General features: G+C 61.0%; 8 protein-coding genes. 4 read left to right on the forward strand and 4 right to left on the reverse strand.

Features of this window, described 5'->3' with window-relative positions; genetic code table 11:
- Positions 1–248 precede the first annotated feature (248 nt).
- From AB7M25_RS12715 to AB7M25_RS12725, 3 genes are all read left to right on the forward strand, one after another.
- Positions 249–2,759: a putative bifunctional diguanylate cyclase/phosphodiesterase gene (locus AB7M25_RS12715; protein ID WP_429384659.1), complete on the forward strand. Its 2,511-nt coding sequence runs from the start codon at positions 249–251 to the stop codon at positions 2,757–2,759.
- A gap of 422 nt (positions 2,760–3,181) precedes the next feature.
- Positions 3,182–3,523 (forward strand): YciI family protein, encoded by a 342-nt coding sequence (locus tag AB7M25_RS12720; protein WP_429384656.1) that lies wholly within the window; start codon positions 3,182–3,184, stop codon positions 3,521–3,523.
- 70 nt (positions 3,524–3,593) lie between these two features.
- Positions 3,594–4,001 (forward strand): hypothetical protein, encoded by a 408-nt coding sequence (locus AB7M25_RS12725; RefSeq protein WP_429384653.1) that lies wholly within the window; start codon positions 3,594–3,596, stop codon positions 3,999–4,001.
- A gap of 128 nt (positions 4,002–4,129) precedes the next feature.
- Here AB7M25_RS12725 and AB7M25_RS12730 read toward each other — a convergent pair whose 3' ends face one another.
- Positions 4,130–4,870: a Crp/Fnr family transcriptional regulator gene (locus AB7M25_RS12730; RefSeq protein WP_429384650.1), complete on the reverse strand. Its 741-nt coding sequence runs from the start codon at positions 4,868–4,870 to the stop codon at positions 4,130–4,132.
- Between the two features lie 148 nt (positions 4,871–5,018).
- Between AB7M25_RS12730 and AB7M25_RS12735 the strand changes: the two genes are divergently transcribed.
- A complete protein-coding gene (locus AB7M25_RS12735) occupies positions 5,019–5,198 on the forward strand; it encodes a hypothetical protein (protein WP_007977081.1) in 180 nt (59 codons plus the stop codon).
- A gap of 27 nt (positions 5,199–5,225) precedes the next feature.
- Here the strand turns inward: AB7M25_RS12735 and AB7M25_RS12740 are convergent, their stop codons facing one another.
- The 3 genes from AB7M25_RS12740 to AB7M25_RS12750 form a co-directional block, all read right to left on the reverse strand.
- Positions 5,226–13,892 carry a GH36-type glycosyl hydrolase domain-containing protein gene (locus AB7M25_RS12740; RefSeq protein ID WP_454237402.1) on the reverse strand — a complete coding sequence of 2,889 codons (8,667 nt, stop codon included), beginning with the start codon at positions 13,890–13,892 and terminating at the stop codon, positions 5,226–5,228.
- Between the two features lie 686 nt (positions 13,893–14,578).
- The gene (locus AB7M25_RS12745) at positions 14,579–15,214 is read right to left on the reverse strand and encodes a response regulator transcription factor (protein WP_429518704.1); all 636 of its coding nucleotides are present in this window, start codon (positions 15,212–15,214) and stop codon (positions 14,579–14,581) included.
- Positions 15,215–15,224: 10 nt separating this feature from the next.
- Positions 15,225–17,495, reverse strand: coding sequence for a PAS domain-containing sensor histidine kinase (locus AB7M25_RS12750; protein WP_429384643.1), 2,271 nt, complete (start codon positions 17,493–17,495; stop codon positions 15,225–15,227).
- Positions 17,496–17,705: the final 210 nt, after the last annotated feature.

A 17,705-nucleotide genomic window follows, 5' to 3' on the forward strand; every position in this document is an offset into this window, starting at 1 on the left:
GGTCTGCTGTCGAAACTGATCAGGCAATCCGGCAGGCTGCGCGGAAATGACCCGCAACGTGCCCTATGTCACCCGACTATTCTGCGTGATGCATCCAGTTCAGGGGCGCAAATCCGCAACGACACTCGGGAAGACATGCTGGCCGTGCGGTGTGTTCTCAGGTTCAAGCGTCACCACAAAAGGTTTATTGGTTTCCGAATACCGCTTCTATTGGTCAATTTAGAAGGATTATGTTTGGAGATTGTGAAATGGATTTTTTCAGGAGTAAAAGCGCCGCAAAGCAAGCCATACCCACCCGTTCAAATAAGCCGCGCTCGGCCAAATGGCACCGCATGTACTTTTTTCTTGCGGGATTCGACGTGCTGGTTGTTGTGCTGAGCGTGCTTTTGAATCACCTGATCGTCGATACCTATCACCGCTCCATCAAGGCAAACCAGTCGTGGGTCCAACAGCTGTCGAGCTATTCAACGCTGGGCAGCCTGGCTTCCACAGTCAATGCGCCGGGCAATAATGTGTTCGATACACATAATGTTGAAGCCGAATCACGGAACATGAATGAAGCCTTGCGCGCCTTCAACGAGCATTTGGCAATGGCCAAAAAACAGTTGGAAGTACGGATCGCCCATGAGGCTGAACACAGTGCGGATATACAAGCCTTTACCCTTGCATTGAAGGATGAGGTGGGTGCAGTTGATGCCGCGATGGTCGAAATGGTGAACGAGGCCTTGCTGATCTTTTCCTACTTCAGGGAGGGGCAGTCGGATAATGCCGGCAAACGCATGGCAACGATGGACAGGAAGTATGCCCTGTTGCTCGCCTCACTCAGTACCGTGCGCGATCGCGTTGGCCTGATTCAAAGCAAGCTCCTGGAGGAGGAGCTTGAGTCGGTCGAAAAACTGCGCCGGGTCGAATACGCGATCATGGTGTTCGTGCTACTGATGGTCAGTGCGGCCGTTATCTACGGGGGCAAGATCAGGCGCGAAATGGAGTCGCAAGCAGCTGAAAGGGAAGGTTATCTGGCAGTGCTGCGCGAAAGCGAGAAGCAGGCCCGCCAGCAAGCATCGCTGCTGGACAAGGCCCAGGACGCCATTGTCGTTCACGGGATGGATAACCGCATCCTGTACTGGAACAAAAGTGCCGAGCGTCTCTACGGTCTGTCAAAGGAAGAGGCACTCGGCAAATCGGCACAGGAGTTGATCTACCAGGGGAGCGCCGCTTTCAATACGGCCACTAACAGTCTGATAGAAACGGGTGACTGGGCGGACGAAGTTACACTTCGACGCCGGGATGGCTGCACCATCACGCTCGAAAGTCATCGAACCCTGGTGCGAGACGATGATGGCCAGCCGCAATCCGTTCTGTCGATCAATACTGACATCACCCACCGTAAGACCGCTGAGCAAGAGGTCCAGCGTTTGGCCTTCTACGATCAGTTGACGGGGCTGGCCAACAGGCGGCTCATGTTGGACCGGTTACAGCATCTGCTGGCGGGCAGCTCCCGTAGCCTGCATACGAGCGCGATAATCCTCATTGACCTGGATAACTTCAAGGCACTGAACGACACGCTGGGGCATGACAGAGGCGACATGTTGCTGCAGCAAGTTGCCCTGCGCCTTTGCGGCTGCATACGCGAGAGCGATACCGTGGCTCGCCTGGGCGGAGACGAATTCGTCGTCCTGATGGATGGCCTTAATGAGAATCCTCGAGACGCAGCTATCCAGGCCAAGGCTGTTGGCGAAAAGATTCTCGACTCTCTGAACATTTCCTACCAGTTGGATGGATATGAGCACCACAGCACCCCCAGCCTCGGCATTGCGCTGTTCCAGGGGCAGTTGAGTACAGTGGACGATATTATGAAGCGCGCTGACCTGGCGATGTATCGCGCCAAGGCGGCGGGTCGCAATACCATGCGCTTCTTCGATCCGGAAATGCAGGCGGTTGCCACGGCACGCGCCAGACTGGAAGTAGACTTGCGTCAAGGCTTGCAGAACAACGAATTCCTTCTTCATTACCAGCCGCAGGTGAACAGTGAGGGTCGTATCATTGGCGCAGAGGCACTGATGAGATGGCAGAATCCTGAGCGCGGAGTCGTGTTTCCAGGCGAGTTCATTGCATTGGCAGAGGAAACGGGGTTGATTCTGCCGTTAGGCCGTTGGGCGCTGCAGGCAGCCTGCACTCAGTTGGTTGCCTGGGCAAAGCATTCGGAAACCGCCCGACTGGGTATGGCTGTGAATGTCAGCGCCCGCCAGTTTCACCATCCGGACTTCGTCGAGGAGGTACTGCAAGTACTGAGATACACGGGGGCCGATCCGAAGAAATTGAAACTGGAGCTGACCGAAGGCCTGCTGATAGAAGATATGGAAAGTACTGTCGCCAAAATGATCGAGTTGAAAGAGATCGGCATAGGCCTTTCGCTGGATGATTTCGGAACCGGCTACTCATCACTGTCATACCTCAAGAGCCTTCCGCTGGATCAACTCAAGATCGACCAGTCCTTCATCAGAGATGTGCTGGTTGATTCCAACGACGCCGCCATCGCCTGCGCGATTGTGAGCCTGAGCCAGATATTGGGGCTTTCGGTGATTGCAGAAGGTGTGGAGACAGAAGCTCAGCGCACCTTTCTGGTCAAGCATGGTTGCCAGACCTACCAGGGCTTCCTGTTTTCCCCGCCACTGCCAGCCGAACAATTTGAGGCGTACGTTCACGAAGGATTAGTGGCGAGCACTGATTTCCCACGGACCAAGACTAAATCGCCATAACGTCGTAAGCGCCTGGGAGCGTCCGCTTTCGGCTGTGGATTCAACCCAATGCGGACGATGAGAGGTCGACTCAAATGTGGCTCGCACCCGCACCTGCCGGAGGTAGCCTCGAACGGATATTAGGAGCGTGCCTTCTTGCCCACCCGAGGATTTGCAGAACCACACATCATGGTTCTGCAAATCGCTCACAGGTGTATTTAGCACTTGAAGTGCCGTCATCAGGACTTGTACCAACTGACCACCTTCGGGCGTACCCCAGCTTGTGACTGATAACGGCCAGGAGCTGTCGCCGACGAGCGGCAGCCTTGCGGCGGCCCAATGCGCTAGCCTTTAAACGCTTGCCCGAGCAGCCAGTGAGTCCATTGGACGGTGCATGCCGCCCACAGGCGTCACGACCGCCATCAATTCCCGGAAGAAGCCCCGTGGCCAAATACCTGATCTCTTTTCCAAGCGCGGCGATGGTTGTGCCCGATGGCGAATGGGGAGCGGTGCGCCGCGACTCACACGCTGTGATTGATGAGGCGAAAACCGCCGGTGTCTACGTCTTCGGCGGCGGAATCGACGACGACGTACCGCCCATACTCGTCTCTGCCGACGGCGCGGTTGCAATGGGTGGCTATCCTTGGGGGCCCACGCTCGACGGGGGCTTCACCGTGCTGGAACTGCCTTCGCGCGATGAGGCCATAGCGTGGGCGGCGCGCATCGCCAAGGCCTGTCGCTGCGACCAGGAACTGCGCGTTTTCGGCTTCGACCCGCAATCCTGAGGGCAGCACTGAAACCGGCAAGTGCGGCTGACACTTCATTCATTGCAGATCATCACAGGTACGCCCCACCATGCGAAATCCGCTTAAGCATTCAAGAGTTCGTTGTGGTTTTTTACTGGGTGTTATCTCAATGGGGCTGACCGCCTGCACCAGCGACGAGAACATGACTGCAGCGACTAAAGAAATTACTCGACCACCTGTCGATGACAGCGAGACGTCGTCTGTACGAATCACAACCAGTTGGCTACAACACTCACTTAGCCAAACGGGTTGCCTGCAGCACGCCAGAGCGGCTCTTACAAAAGCGAGATATTTTGTTGAAGCAGGAGAAAGATCAGTCTATGGGTTGCGTGAAGGGATGACTTTTTCGATTCGCTGCGACTACGAAGGCGTTGCTTTTCTCGCAGTAGCTTATCGCCACAGGCCAAGTACTCAAACCCAGGATCGGATCTTGAATGAAATCACCAGGCTATTTTGAGGACTACTGGCGAGAGCTACAGGGGCTCGCCCGCAGCGAGACCAATGCCGGTCCTCTTCCCTGAGGCAAAGCATTGGACTTACCCTTCCCGGACGGTGCCTGGAATACGTCTTCGAGGGATTCTTGCGTCACTTTCGACCGGTTGAATCCACCGCCCAGGGAAAGTAGGGCAGCAATCGTTCGGTTTCCTTTCTGACCACGGCGTAGCATTCGCAACTCAGCGCCTCGAGCCGGGCCCTGTCCAGGATCTTGATGTGTCCCCGACTGTATTCGATGACACCCAGGCGCTGGAGCTTGCCGGCGGCGTCGGTCACGCCTTCGCGGCGTACACCCAGCATGTTGGCGATCAGCTCCTGGGTCATGGTCAGTTCATTGCCTTGCAAGCGATCGAGTGACAACAGCAACCAGCGGCACAGCTGCTGGTCGATGGAGTGGTGGCGGTTGCACACCGCCGTCTGGGCCATTTGCGTGATCAGGGACTGGGTGTAGCGCAGCATCAGCAGCAGCATCTCTTCATGGCGGTTGAACTCGTCCTTGAGTGGCTGGCCGGGTAACCGGTAGGCATGCCCGGCACTTTGCACCACGGCGCGGCTGGGCGTGCTTTCGCCGCCCATGAAGACTGCAACGCCGATCAGGCCTTCGTTGCCGACCACCGAAATCTCGGCCGAGGCGCCGTTCTCCATCACGTACAACAGCGACACGATGGCGTCGGTGGGGAAGTAGACATGCCGCAGGGCGCCGCCGGACTCATAAAGCACTTTGCCCAGTGGCAGCTCGACCAGTTCGAGGTGGGGGAGCAGGCGATCCAGCGCTGGCGCCGGAAGCGCCGCCAGCAGGTAGTTCTGTTGTGGCTTGGGTACAGCAAACATATCAGCCACCCTTCGAGGGAGAATTCCCTGAGAGGGACAGGGTACTCCAAAGCGCGCTATGCGGGGCAGCGCACCGAAGCGGCCGCTGCCATCTGCGATGCTCAAGGGAGCGACGCTGCCTCTGCAGCGCCGAACGTTGGAGGTTGTCATGAGCAAGCACATTGACCCGAATCTTCGCCAGGGGCCAGGCAAGCCCACTTCGAAACAGCCACAGAGCACGCCGATCCCCCGGCATGACAAGCCCGGGCAGGCTGCCAACCCGCCTGTACACATCAAACTGGGTGAGGCCGTGCAGCTGCATCACCAGGGCCCGAATCATCCAGTCTGAATCCAGACCCGCCAGGAGCGCTGTCTCTCAGCGCTCAAGATCGGCTTCGACGGTTCTATCCCACCCAGGGGTTTGGGGTTGCTGCGCTTTTACCGGGCAGGTCACCAGGACCTGATGTTCTGTGCCGTCATCGAGCAATTCCAGCGCGTCATTGCCCAGCAGCTCGCCGTCCAGCGTGATCGAAGCCGTGGTGCTCGTGCCGGGGCGTACATGGATATGGTAATGCGTCGCCCCATAGCGGTAGCGCAGCGTGTAGCCAGCCCAGCCCTGCGCCAGCAGCGGTACGATATGCAACGCAGTCCCGACCCGCTGCAATCCTAGCAATGACTCGACGATGAACCGGTACGTCCAGCCGGCCGACCCGGTGTACCAGGTCCAGCCCCCACGGCCCGCATGGGGCGGCGTGCCGTAGACGTCGGCAGCCATGACATAGGGCTCGACCTTGTAGGTTTCGAGCCGCTTGGCGACTTCATGGCCGGCGGGGTTGATCATGTTGAGCAACCGCCAGGCCCTGACGTTGTCGCCAAGCTCGGCGAACGCCATGCCGGCCCAGACGGCGGCATGGGTGTACTGGCCGCCATTTTCCCGTACGCCCGGCACATAGCCCTTGATATAGCCGGGCTCGAGCGAGCCTGTGTCGAAGGGCGGATCGAGCAGCAGGACCGCGCCTGTGTCGGGTCGTACCAGATGCTTCTCGAATGACGCCATGGCCGTGTGGCGCCGCGTTGGCGAGGCGGCCCCCGACAGTACCGACCAGCTTTGCGAGATCGAGTCGATGCGGCATTCGTCATTGTTGGCCGAGCCCAGGACCTGACCGTCGTCGAACCAGGCGCGGCGGTACCATGAACCGTCCCAGGCATGCGTCTCCAGACTGGCCTGCAGCATGGCGGCCTGCTGGGTACAACGCTGGGCGAAAACCGGGTCGCCATGCAATTGGGCAGTAATGGCAAACTGCTGCAACACATCAAAGCCGAAAAAGCCCAGCCACACGCTTTCCCCTTGGCCCAGATGGCCGACCCGGTTCATCCCGTCGTTCCAGTCGCCCGTGCCCATCAAGGGCAGGCCGTGGCTGCCGCGCTTCAGGCCGTGCTCGATGGCGCGTACACAATGCTGATAGAGGCTTTCTTCGAGGTGCGACTTGCCCGGCAGGTCGTAATAGGACTCTTCCCCAGCATAGAGCGGTCGGCCTTCAAGGTAACCCACGGATTCGGCCAGCACGCTGAGGTCGCCGGTGACGCTGACATAGTGGCTTGTTGCCAGCGCCAGCCAAAGGTAGTCGTCCGAACAGCCACTGCGCACCCCTCGATCGAGCGGCGGGTGCCACCAATGTTGCACGTCGCCTTCAGCATATTGATGGGCTGCGCACAGCAACAAATGGCCACGTACGCTGGCGGGATCGGCATGGATCATCGCCATGCTGTCTTGCAGTTGATCGCGAAAGCCGATGGCCCCGCCGGACTGGTAATAACCACTGCGAGCCTGGAAGCGACAGGCGATGACCTGGTACATCAGCCAGCCATTGACCATGACATCGATGCTCGGGTCGGGGGTCTGGACCTGAATCACGCTCAGTTGCGAACGCCAATGCTCGCGTACTGCCTCGAGTTCTGCGGTGGCCGCCCCCAGGCCGCGGTACTGTTGAACCAGGCGCAGGGCCGAGGTCGTATCCCTGGCGGCACCGAGTCGGAACACCACGTCCTGGTCGTCACCGTTGTCGAGGTCGAGGGTCACCTGAATCGCCGCACAGGGATCCATGCCCCCACCGGTTCGGCCCGACAGGCGTGCCTGCTGCAGTCCGGCTGGTGCCTTGAGGCTGCCGTTGCGGCCGATGAACTCGGTGCGATCACCGCTGATGCTGGTGGCGGTCGAGTCGGTATCGAGGAACGCCACCCGTTCGCAAAACTCGATCGAATAGGCGTTCCTGGCGAAGAATGCGCCGCTGCTGGGGTCGGCTTCCGTCACCACATGCATCGCCGATTTGCTGCGCAGGTCGCCCAGCACCCACTCGACATAGCAGGTCGTCGACAGGCGCCGGGCGCGGCCTGAACGGTTGCGAATCTGCAAGTGCGAGAACTTGATCGAAGCATCCAGCGCCACGTACACCCACAACTCGGTGTGGATACCGCCTTCGTCGTGCTCGAAGACGCTGTAGCCGAAGCCGTGCCGGGTGCGGTAGGCGCCGGTACCGGGACAAGGCTGTGGCGTCACCGACCAGAAATGCCCGGTTTCTTCATCGCGCACGTAGATCGCCTCGCCGCTGGCGTCGGTGAGCGGGTCGTTATGCCAGGGGCTCAGGCGAAATTCGTGAGCGTTTTCCATCCAGGTGTAAGCGCCACCACTTTCAGAAATTACCGTACCGAAGTGCGGGTTGGCCAACACGTTGGCCCATGGCGCCGGCGTCGGCCTTCCCGGCTGCAAGGTCATGACATACTCGCTGCCATCGGCACTGAAGCCGCCATAGGCGTTGCCCAGGAGCAAACCTTCGATGGCGGGCAGGGTAGCGGCCGCTTTTGCCTGGCGCTTGAGCGTGGGCACGAATGCCGGGTAGGCCGGGCTTGCGTGACGCCGATGGACCTGCTCGGCAATGCTGCCGTTGCCTTCGCTCAGCACCAGGCGCGCCACCGACAGGATCAGCGTACGGTCCTCGTTCGACAACTGCTGTGCGGGACGCACGAAAATGCCCCCGGGACGGTCGATCAGCGAAGCTTCGCTGCCGGACGTCACCACACCCATGATCAAGTCCTGGAGTTGCTGGCGATAGCCGGCCTGGTCTTCGTTCCAGATGACCAGGTCCACCATCAGCCCCTTTTGCCGCCAGTAGGCATGGGCCTTGACCATCTGGTGCACGAGTTCGATGTTGTCGACGGTGGCGATCTGCAGCAGAACGATGGGCAGGTCGCCGGAGATCGCCTGGCCCCAGAGGCTCGATTGATTGCGTCGGTTGGCCATCAAGACGCTGTTTTCCGCGCGCAACGAGGCATTGGCGTAGAGGATCGAGGAGGCCATCTGTTCGAACAGGCGCCCATCTTCCAGCGAGACATTGAGTTGGCGCAGCAACACCTGGCTGTGGGTCCATGCCAGGTCGAAGACGCGGTCGGCGAGGTGCCGGTCGCGGTATTTATTGATCAGGTACAGACAGTCCTCACGGCTGTCCGCGATGCCGGTCACCAGGTCAATGGTCGCCGTTTGTCCGGGTTCCAGGGTAATACGGCAGCGGATGGCCACGATCGGGTCCAGCACCGAGCCTGCGGTGCCGGACAACTGTTCGACATTGCCATCGAGCGCCGCCGGTGCTGCAACGTTGCGGCCGCGGCCGATGAATCGCGCTCGATCGGTCTCGTAGGAAATGGCGTCGATGTCCACGCCATGGGCGGCCAGCAGGTGGCACATCCAGGGGACGGCTTCCTCACTGGAACGCCGCCTGCGGGTGCAGACGATGGCCTGCAGCGCCGGCAACAATTCGGTCTGCACGAACAGGTTGCTGAAGGCCGGGTGCATGGCATCACTGATTGCCGGCGCCAGGACCACCTCGGCGTAGGTGGTGATCTCCACGCTACGGCGCACGCGACCGCGGTTGGTGATGTGCAGCCTGCGCAGTTCGATATCGTCTTCGGGGGACACGACGATCTCGGTGTGGGTATCGAAGTCGAGCTCGCGAACACGAAACTCCGCGCGGGCATCGCTGAAAATCGCTTCATGGCTTTCTGGCCGGTGCCGGGTCGGCTGGTGGGCCGAGGACCAGAACACGCCGCTGCTGACATCGCGCAGGTAGCAGAACATGCCCCAGTTGTCGCAGGTCGCGTCTTCATGCCAGCGGGTCACGGCGATGTCGTTGCAGCGGCTGTAGCCGCCGCCGGCACTGCTGAGCATGACGTGGTAACGGCCGTTGGACAGTAGCTGGACGGCGGGGCGCTTGCGCCCGGGATCGGCGAACACTCGCAGCCTGGTTTCCTGCGCGCGGCCGTTTTCCGCTGTGGCAGGTGCCAGGGTTGCATGCAGGTAGGGGACGGCGGTTTTGGGGACGCGTTCCTGCAGCAACAGGATGGTCGCCTGGAAGGCCGGGATCGACTCGAAGCGTCGCTGCATGGGCCGGTTCAGCAGCAGGCTGGTCAAGGCCAGCAGGCTCATGCCCTGATGGTGCGCCATGAACGAGCGCACGACCGCATAGCGCTGGCCGCGTGGCAGGCGTGCCTCGGTGTAGTCGACCGCTTCGTACAGGCCATAGCGGCCGGCCGACCCTTGGGCCGCCAGGCGTTGCAGGTTGCGGCAGGCCGCTTGCGGTTCGACCATCAGCGCCAGGGCGCTGGCGTACGGCGCAATCACGGTATCCTCGGCCAACCCGCGCTTTAGGCCAAGGCCAGGAACACCGAACGCCCGATACTGATAATTGAAGTGGGCGTCCAGGGTGTTGTAACCCGACTCGGACACGCCCCAGGGGATGCCCAACAGGTTGCCATGCTCGATCTGCAAGGCCACGGCCGCGCGGCATGTCTGCTCCAGCAGCGTACCTTCATAGCTGGGCATGACCAGGTTTGGCATCAGGTACTCGAACATCGATCCGGACCAGGAAAGCAGTACCGGTACCCCCCGATTGTTGCTGAGCAAGCGTCCGAGGGTGAACCAGGCCTGTTGCGGCAGCTGGCCCTGGGCGATGACCACGAAATTGGTCAGGCGAACCTCTGACGCGAGCAGGTCGTAATAACCGTTGTCCAGCCTGCGCTCGTCGGCGTTGTAGCCTATCGAGAACAGGTCGCGTTGAGCATCGTAGAGGAAGGTGAAGTCCATGCTCGCCAGTGACGCGGACAACTCGGCCAGGCGCTCAAGTTGGCTGATTCGTTCGCGAGCCAGGCGTTGTACGGCCTGCACTTGCGCTTGATCGGCGGGCAGCCACAGCGTGCAATCGAGCTCGGCCATTTGCCGCAGGCTGAGTGCGGGTGTCGGAGTTGGTGTTGGTGCCTGGCCGGGTGCCAACGGCAGCTCGAAGCGCAGTCGTTCTGCCCGCAGATCCGCACACTGCACCTGCAATGCCTGCAACCAATAGTGTGCTTCTTCAGCCGCGGTGGCCGCCGTGTCGATTGCCAAGGCATCCGCCTGATCGAGTAATTGCAGGAGGTTGTCCGGGGTGTCCTGGGCCATGGCCAAGGTCACCTTCGCGCGCAGTTCAAGCACGGCACGGTCATCGAGGTTCCCTTCCTGTAACGCCTGTTGCAGCACATCGAGGGTGTCGCCCAGACCGCTGAGGGTGCGTTGATCGAGCAGGGGCGTATCGACCAACCCCAGCAGCCCCGGCCGCAGGGTGAGCAGCAGGCCCGCCAGGTTACCGCTGTCCACGGTGGACACATACCGAGGCGCCAGCGGCAGGAGTGACTGGGTGTCGTACCAGTTGTAGAAGTGCCCATGGTGACGCTCAAGACCGGCCATGCACTCAAGCGTGGCAGTGACGCGTTCCAGCAGGCGCCCGGTACTCAGGTAACCGAAATCGTGGGCCGCCAGGTGCGAGAGCAAGGCCATGCCCATGTTGGTCGGCGAGGTGCGATGGGCAATGGTTGGCTTGGGTATTTCCTGGACGTTGTCCGGCGGCAACCAGTTGTCCTCAGGCCCCACGTACCGATCGAAGAACGCCCAGGTCCGGCGTGACAGCATGCGCAGGAAACGCAGGTCTTGCACTGACGGGTCAAACCCCGCCGGGGTTGTCGGCAGGCTGATCCACCAGGCAATCGCCGGGCTCACCAGCCACACCAGCAGCAAGGGGGCCGCCAGTGCGAGTACATGAAGAGAGGGCAGCAGGGCCGCGAATAGAATCAGCGCCAGCGCAGGGGCAATCCACATGCTTCTGTACATGCCGGGCAGATCGTTGCCACTGCAGCGCTCCACCTCACGAGACGGTTGCCATTGCAGCAGGCGGCGCTTGCTGATCAGCATGCGCCACAGTGAGCGGCCAATCGCGTCCAGACTCAACAGCGCATCGGAGGGCAACCAGACAATCGACAACAGCGCGCGCATGAAATGCTGGCCGGAGGTCCGCAATGCCGCACTCAGGTGTTGCCCCAATGGAATATCGGCGGCTTTCTGTACCAGCGCCAGTACTGACTGCAGCAAGGGTTGGAGAAACACCAGGATGACCACCGCCAATGTCCAGGAGACGGCCTCGCTCGAACCCAGCCAGCCCCATGCCAGCATGGCCAGGAAGGCGCCTGGCTCCAGGCTGCGGCGCAGGTTGTCAAAAATCTTCCAGCGGGCAAGGTTGCTCAGAAGGTTGGGCGCAAATCCTCCCTGGGGTTTCGGTGCCCACGGCGAGGCCCAGTACAGCACTTGCCAGTCTCCGCGAATCCAGCGGTGTCGGCGCTTGGCATCGGCGCTGTAGCGAGACGGGTATTCCTCATACAGCTGTACATCGCTGAGCAGCCCGCAGCGGGCATAGCAGCCTTCGATCAGGTCATGGCTGAGGATGCGGTTGTCGGGCAGACAGCCCTCGAGCGCCTGTTCGAAGGCGTCGACGGCATAGATGCCCTTGCCGATGAAGGAACCGTTCTGGAACAGGTCTTGATAGACATCGGAGACGGCACGGGTATAGGGATCGACACCGGCATCGCTGCCAAACAGGCGGGCGTAGGTCGAGCGTGCCGTGCTGGGCAGGCTGATCCCCACGCGTGGCTGGAGGATGGCGTAACCGCTGACGATCTTGCCGCTCTGCTCATCGAATACCGGATGGTTCAGCGGGTGCATCATCGCACCGATGCACTGACGCGCGACATCCCGGGGCAGCAAGGTATCGGTGTCCAGGGTGATGACGAAACGCACCGATTCCAGTGGCGCGACATCACCGACGATCAATGCAAAGCGCTGCTGTCCTTTACCTCGCAGCAACGCGTTGAGCTCGGCGAGCTTGCCGCGCTTGCGTTCATGCCCCATCCATACCCGCTCGGTCGCGTTCCAGTGCCTGGGCCTGTGCAGCAGGAAGAACCGGTCGACCTGGCCATCGGCATATTTGTGGTTGAGCGCCTCGATCAGTTGGCGCGCCAGGGCGAGCAATTCGGCATCCTCGGGCATCACCTCGGCAGGGGCGTCCATGAAGTCACTGAGCAGCGCAAAATGCAGGTTGGCATCGCGATTGGCCAGGAATCGCACTTCCAGGCCTTCCGCCAGGGCCTCGATGTCGCCGGCGTTGGCAAACATCGTCGGCACCGCCACCAGCGTCCGCGCCTCGGCCGGTATGCCCTTGCTGTAATCCAGGCGCGGCAGAAGCGACGGGACTACCGTGAGCGTCACCAGCCAGTTGACCAGCCCGATCGCCAGGCGGCTGGTCATCAATAACGCGGGCACGGCGAGCAGGACCAGGCACCAGGTTGGCGTGCCGCTGTGATAGGCACTGCCGAGAAATGGCCAGGCCAGCAGCAGCGTCAGCAGCAGGGAAGGGCACAGGTAGAACTTCAACGGGGAGCTCTGCAGCAGTCGCTTCCATCGATCATGCAGCGGCACACTGGCATGCAGTGCCTGCTCCAGGCTGAGCAATCCGTCAGCCACCAGGTAATAGCCCACGTGCCCGGTGACACCGGCCGTGGGCTGTTTGCTCGCGGCCAGTTCGAGGGTGGCTTGTGCCACCCTGGTTTCGGAATGCACGCAATGCCGGGCAAGGCGTTCGACCACATGGCGGTAACGATCACGGGTGGCAAAGTCCATGTTCGCGTAGACGCCTGCCGGGTCCGTGCACAATACCTGTTCGACATGGCTGAGCAGCTCGACGAACTCGCGCCAGTCGGTCGCTGCCAGCAACCGTAAGCTGGCAATGCTGTTGCTGATGGACACCTGGTCACCGGATTGCTGCTGGGCATCCATCTGCACCAGGCGTTCGACCGTAAGGCCGGACTCACCGAGCGTTTGTTCGATCCACGCCATGGGCAATATCAACGCGGCGCTTTGTCCGTGCAGGCGGCGCGCCAGTTCCGCAACGAAGGGTGGCGTCATCGGCGGTGCCGATCGCGCCATGTCGGCAACGGTCAAAACCACGCTCTTGGCGTCGCGCTCGGCCATTTCGATCAATCGATCGGCCCAGTCATCGGCAAGGTTGCGGTCATCCCGGTTGGCCATGACCCGGGATGCCACGCGCCGCAAGTTCTCGATCAGCGCCAGGCGCAGCATGATCGGGATTGCCCATAGCTCGCCCAGGGTCAGCGGCGTGATGGTCTGATAAGAGGCGATGAAGCAGTTCAGGCTTGGCGCGTCGACCCGGCCATCGCCGTGCGCAATGGTTTCCAGGGCGATGTCGTAGACCCGCGGCAGGCCTGCCGAAGGGCCTTCGGCCAGGCGCGGCAGCTCGCGGCTATAGCCGTCGGGCAGGTGGGTCCTGGCGGTACGGATGTTCTCTTCGATCAGGTAGAAGTTGTCCAGCAGCCATTCCGCCGCAGGGGTCGGGCGTCGGCTGGACAGTTGTACGGACTTGAGCGCTGCGCAGCTACGCTCCAGAAGCAGTTGGTTGTCAGTCAGGCGGCCGAGCAAGGCATCCTTTTTTGAAAGGCGTCCGAGCAAATGCTGGCGTGCCAGCACGATGCCGTGGTCTGCCATCTGCTGCGCATTGAACAGGTCGGCACGCAGAATGGGCTCGTACTCGAACTTGTGCCGTGCTGCACTCCACCTGAGCCAGATGGTCGGTGAGCGCCAAAGGCTGGACAGCGTGCGAGTCAGGATATTTTGCATGAATTCCTTCGTACGACCCGCGCAGGGCAGGTCGCTTGTGGAATGATGGCGGTTCTACGCCAGGCCAGGTGTGCGGGGCATTGCGCCGCCGGGCGCTGCATTCCACCGACGAGTGTGGATGATTCATCGCGGCGAAGTCTGTTCGCTAGCGAACATAGGCCATGTCAAACGCGGGGGCTGGGTCACTCAGGGTGTACAGACGCTCAGGACTCTTGCGCCAAACCTGCGACGGCCTGCAAGAGCCTGGGCATGTTTTCCAGGGCTTTTTTTGGTTGTTCACGTAATTGCGGGGAACCCGATACCTGTAGGAGCGAGCTTGCTCGCGATGGAGGTCAACGATGATGCGGGGAGCCTGACACACCGCGGTGCTCTCAGGTTTTTCGTCGGAACGCCGCCCGGAGCAAGCTCGCTCCTACAGAGCCCGCCGCGCACGGCCTCTCGAGGGGGCATGCACCGCAACAGCACCGCGAGGAGAGCTAACGCTCGACCTCGTTGTTTGGTGGTGCACGCGTTCCCCTGTAGGAGCTGCCGAAGGCTGCGATCTTTTGATTTTGCGATCTGAAGATTGCTGAAGAGAAAAAGTGATGACTGCAACCGGGCGAGGCCCCGAAGCCCGTGGGCATTTGATGGGCAAGCATCCTTGATTCAACTGCCGAACGCCTGCTTTTGATTGTGGATTCAACCGGTCAGCGCAACTTCAGCGGATCGACCATCTGTGCCGCGATGGCCATGCCCACCAGGTCCGGCAACGTGTTGGCCTGCATGCGTTTCATGACGCGTGCGCGGTACAGATCGATGGTTTTTGCACTCACGCCCAGTTGCTCCGCGATTTCGCGGGTGGTGTAACCCTGCACCAGCGGCAACAGGATATCGCGCTCCCGCGGGGTCAAGGTCTGCAAGCGCGCCTGCAAGGCTTCGTGGCCCTGGTTGCCCGAACGGTTGGCGGCACAGTTGCTGAGCGCCTGTTGCACGCTGTCCAGCAACAGCTGTTCGTTGTAGGGCTTCTCGATAAAATCATGGGCACCGGCCTTGAACGCGCGCACCACGATCGGCACATCCGCATGCCCGCTGACGAAGATGATCGGCAGGTTCAGTTGGCGCACACGCATTTCTTCCTGCACGTTCAACCCGCCCATACCGGGCATGCGAACGTCCAGCAGCACACAGGCATCGAGGCTTGCATCGCAGGCATCGAGGAATGCGACACCACTGGTAAACGGCAAGGCCTTGAGCCCGACTGACTCCAATAACCAGACCGTCGATTCGAGCATGCCCTGGTCATCATCGACCACGTACACAACGTGCTCCGTTACACCTGCCATTACCTGATTCCTATTGTTGTTTTGTTGGGCCGGCAAGCGGCAAGCGGCAACACATCAGTAGCCCGACAGGTTGGCGCCGGGCATTCAATTCGCCACCGAAACCCTCGATGATGCTACGGCTCATGGACAGACCGAGCCCCAGGCCATCGGCCTTGCTGGTGTAAAACGGGGTAAATATCTGCTCCAGTTCCGGCTCGCTGACGCCCGGCCCCTGGTCTCGCACACTGATTTCCACGCAGGCGCCACTGCCATGCTCCACGGCCATCACGATCAGAGAGGGTTGCCCGGGATGTTGCTCACGGTTGGCGTCGATGGCGTTGCGCAACAAATTGAGCAGCACCTGTTCCAGCAACACGCGGTCGGCATAAACGGGAGGCAGATTATCCGGCAGTCGATCCTCGATTGTCACTTGGCAATTGCTTGCTTCCCAGGCACACAAACGCACGGCTTCGCGGGCGACATCGGTCAAGTTCAGCGCCTGCATGCGACGCTGTCCCTTGCGCAAAAAGGAGCGTAAGCGCCGGATCACTTCGGAGGCGTGGGTGGCGTGATGGGTAATGCGTTCCAGACCCTGGGTCACTCTTGCAGCGGCCTGGGGATTGGAATCCAGTGTCTGTAGATAGCGCTGGCTTGCATTCGCATAATTGACCACGGCAGCCAGCGGCTGGTTGATTTCGTGGGCGATCCCCGAGGCCAGCTCACCGAGTGTGACCAGCCGCGCAGTGTGTGCCAGTTCGTCCTGATGACGGCGCTGTTGCACTTCCCGCAGCTCGCGCTCGGTCATGTCGCGGGCGACCAATGAGTAGTAACGCTCGCCGCCAGTGGAACGGTGCGCCAGCAGTACCAGCGACACCGGCACCGATGTGCCACCGCCCGGCGGTTGCAACCGCGCATCGGTGCTCCAGACTCCGTCGCGCTCGGCGCGCCTCCAGCCATCGCGTTGCAGGCGCGCAAGGTCGCCGCTTGCGAACAACGCGGTCAGGGCCGGCATGGGTTGTTGCTCATCAATCCCGAGGATGTGTCGCGCGGCTGGATTGAGGTAAGTGACTTGGCCCTCGGGAGCGATGAACAACACCGGATCGATGTTGGCCTCGACCACTTCGGCCAGACGTCGCTTGTTCTCCTCGGCCTGCACTCGAGCCGTGATGTCCCGGGATACACTGACGATTTCGACCACCGCCCCGGTGTAGGTTTCCCGGATCGCCCGGCTGGCCGTTTCGAACCACAGGTAATGGCCGTCGCGATGGCGAATGCGATACGTCATGGTGTGATAGCCATCCTGCTCCAGCGCGTCGCGCGCGCGCTGTACAAGAGCGGCCAGATCCTGGCCATGAAACAGGCCCTGGGCCATTTGCCCGCGTAACTCTTCGGGCCAGTAACCGAGCAAGGTCCAGGAGGCCGGTGACGCATCGATAACGCGCCCTTGCGGTGTATGACGGGAAATCAGGTCGGTGGTGTTTTCGATGATCAAACGGTACAGCCGTCGTGCGGTGCTCGCTTCACGCTCCGCCAGCACTTGAGCCGTGGCGTCGCGGCAACGGGCGAGCACCCGGTTGTCCAGGGGGTCGGGAATGAACGTCCAGATCAGGATCTGCGTTTCAAACTGAGCCTCGACACCTTCGACGGCGCGTTGCTGGTCCAGGCAAGCACGAACCAGCACCCGATGATTGACCGGTAAAAAGCCCAACACATCGGTCAGTGACTTCTCGGCGAGCAGCGCCATCAGTGCCGCGTTGAACTCCAGCGGTCGACCTTGCGCATCGAGCAGCAGGCTCGGTTGCGGATCGTGACCCAGCAGTGGCGAACCCCGCAGCAGGCCGTTGACGCTGCTCAGCAGCGTCGTCAGCAAATCCTGCACCCAGCCCAGCCAGTCGAGACTCACGCCCTCGCGCACTTCCACCAGCAACAAGCCCGGCTGCCCCGGTTGCAAGGCCAGATCAAATACCTGGCCATGGCTGATCGCGGCCCGGCGCAACCGGCCGGACAACCAGCAGTCGAGTTGACGGACTTGAGCCAGGTCCAGGCGGCCTGTCTCGACCAGGTGCTCGAAGAGCAATTGGTCACTGGCCAGCGCCGGGTCGCCAAGTCCCGGCGGTAAATGCTGGGCGGCACCTTCATGGCTGTAGATCCGCGCATTGGGCTGCCAGCTCAGGTAAACCGCCCGCTGCACCTCAGGGCAATCCTGCAGTGCCCGACACAACGCATCGGCCCGGGCGGCCAGAGGCACACCCTCGCGCTGCAGGCGCAACCAGCTGTGCAATCGAACGGGCGTCAGGGTCATTGCGGGTCCACTTTTTCAGGGAAACCAAGCATATACCAGCCTTGGAGCGTTGGCGGCATTGATTCGGAGTTAAAAGAAGTTGATATAGAACAAATACTATACGTTATAGGTTTTACTTCCATATCAAGGGCGAGATGTTATATAAAGTCATCCGGACTTTGAAGGTGACCCCGGCGACAACGCTGGAAGGTCAACCATAGAGCTAACAAT

This window comes from Pseudomonas sp. AP3_22 TE3818 (genome assembly GCF_053628995.1).